At 54.2% G+C, this 1,046-nt stretch carries 2 tRNA genes and 1 rRNA gene; all 3 read right to left on the bottom strand.

The features are described from left to right. Positions 1–349: 349 nt before the first annotated feature. Positions 350–425, bottom strand: a tRNA-Ala gene (locus AB4Y34_RS41685). Positions 426–472: 47 nt separating this feature from the next. Beyond that, positions 473–549 (bottom strand) — tRNA-Ile (locus tag AB4Y34_RS41680). A 78-nt stretch (positions 550–627) separates the two neighbouring features. Beyond that, a 16S ribosomal RNA gene (locus AB4Y34_RS41675) occupies positions 628–1,046 on the bottom strand; the annotation flags it as partial.

Below are 1,046 nucleotides of genomic sequence, written 5' to 3'. Positions count from 1 at the left end.
TGATCGCCAAGGCATCCACCACATGCACTTGTTCGCTTGACCCTATAACGGGTGTGTCTCAATGATTGCTCACCGCCGATCACATGCCGCTACAGGTTGAGTATTCGTGTTGCGCCGTATTCCAAAGGCAATCTCTCGATTCCCTTAAAATACATCGATACAATCACAACCCTGATTCACCTACTCGCCTACCCATCTCCAGGCACGCTTTCGTGAATCTCTTTACTACTTCTTCCTGATTGTTAAAGAACGACAGCCGATATCACGATTGAATCGTGTACCGCTCTGACTGGCTCAATCGCCAATGCGCAACGCTCTGCCTTCATGCAGAACCCTGCGCATTGAGGATTGGTGGAGGATGACGGGATCGAACCGACGACCCCCTGCTTGCAAAGCAGGTGCTCTCCCAGCTGAGCTAATCCCCCGGTCATACCCGACTCAAGGGTGTCCCAGTCAGCACCACAGACAAGGATGGTGGGTCTGGATGGATTCGAACCATCGACCCCCGCCTTATCAAGACGGTGCTCTAACCGACTGAGCTACAGACCCCTGAGCCTGTCTGCGTTGCTTCTCTAAACCACAGCCGATAAGCGTGAGCACTTGAATGCACTGAATGCATAGCTCTGGAAAGGAGGTGATCCAGCCGCACCTTCCGATACGGCTACCTTGTTACGACTTCACCCCAGTCATGAATCCTACCGTGGTGACCGTCCTCCTTGCGGTTAGACTAGCCACTTCTGGTAAAACCCACTCCCATGGTGTGACGGGCGGTGTGTACAAGACCCGGGAACGTATTCACCGCGGCATGCTGATCCGCGATTACTAGCGATTCCAGCTTCACGCACTCGAGTTGCAGAGTGCGATCCGGACTACGATCGGTTTTCTGGGATTGGCTCCACCTCGCGGCTTGGCAACCCTCTGTTCCGACCATTGTATGACGTGTGAAGCCCTACCCATAAGGGCCATGAGGACTTGACGTCATCCCCACCTTCCTCCGGTTTGTCACCGGCAGTCTCCCTGGAGTGCTCTTGCGTAGCAACTAGGGA

Origin of the sequence: Paraburkholderia sp. BR10954, assembly GCF_040965775.1 — a bacterium.
Classification (GTDB): Bacteria; Pseudomonadota; Gammaproteobacteria; order Burkholderiales; family Burkholderiaceae; genus Paraburkholderia; species Paraburkholderia youngii.
The sequence above is the reverse complement of the archived record's forward strand: the minus strand, read 5'-3'. Positions and strand labels throughout refer to the sequence as shown.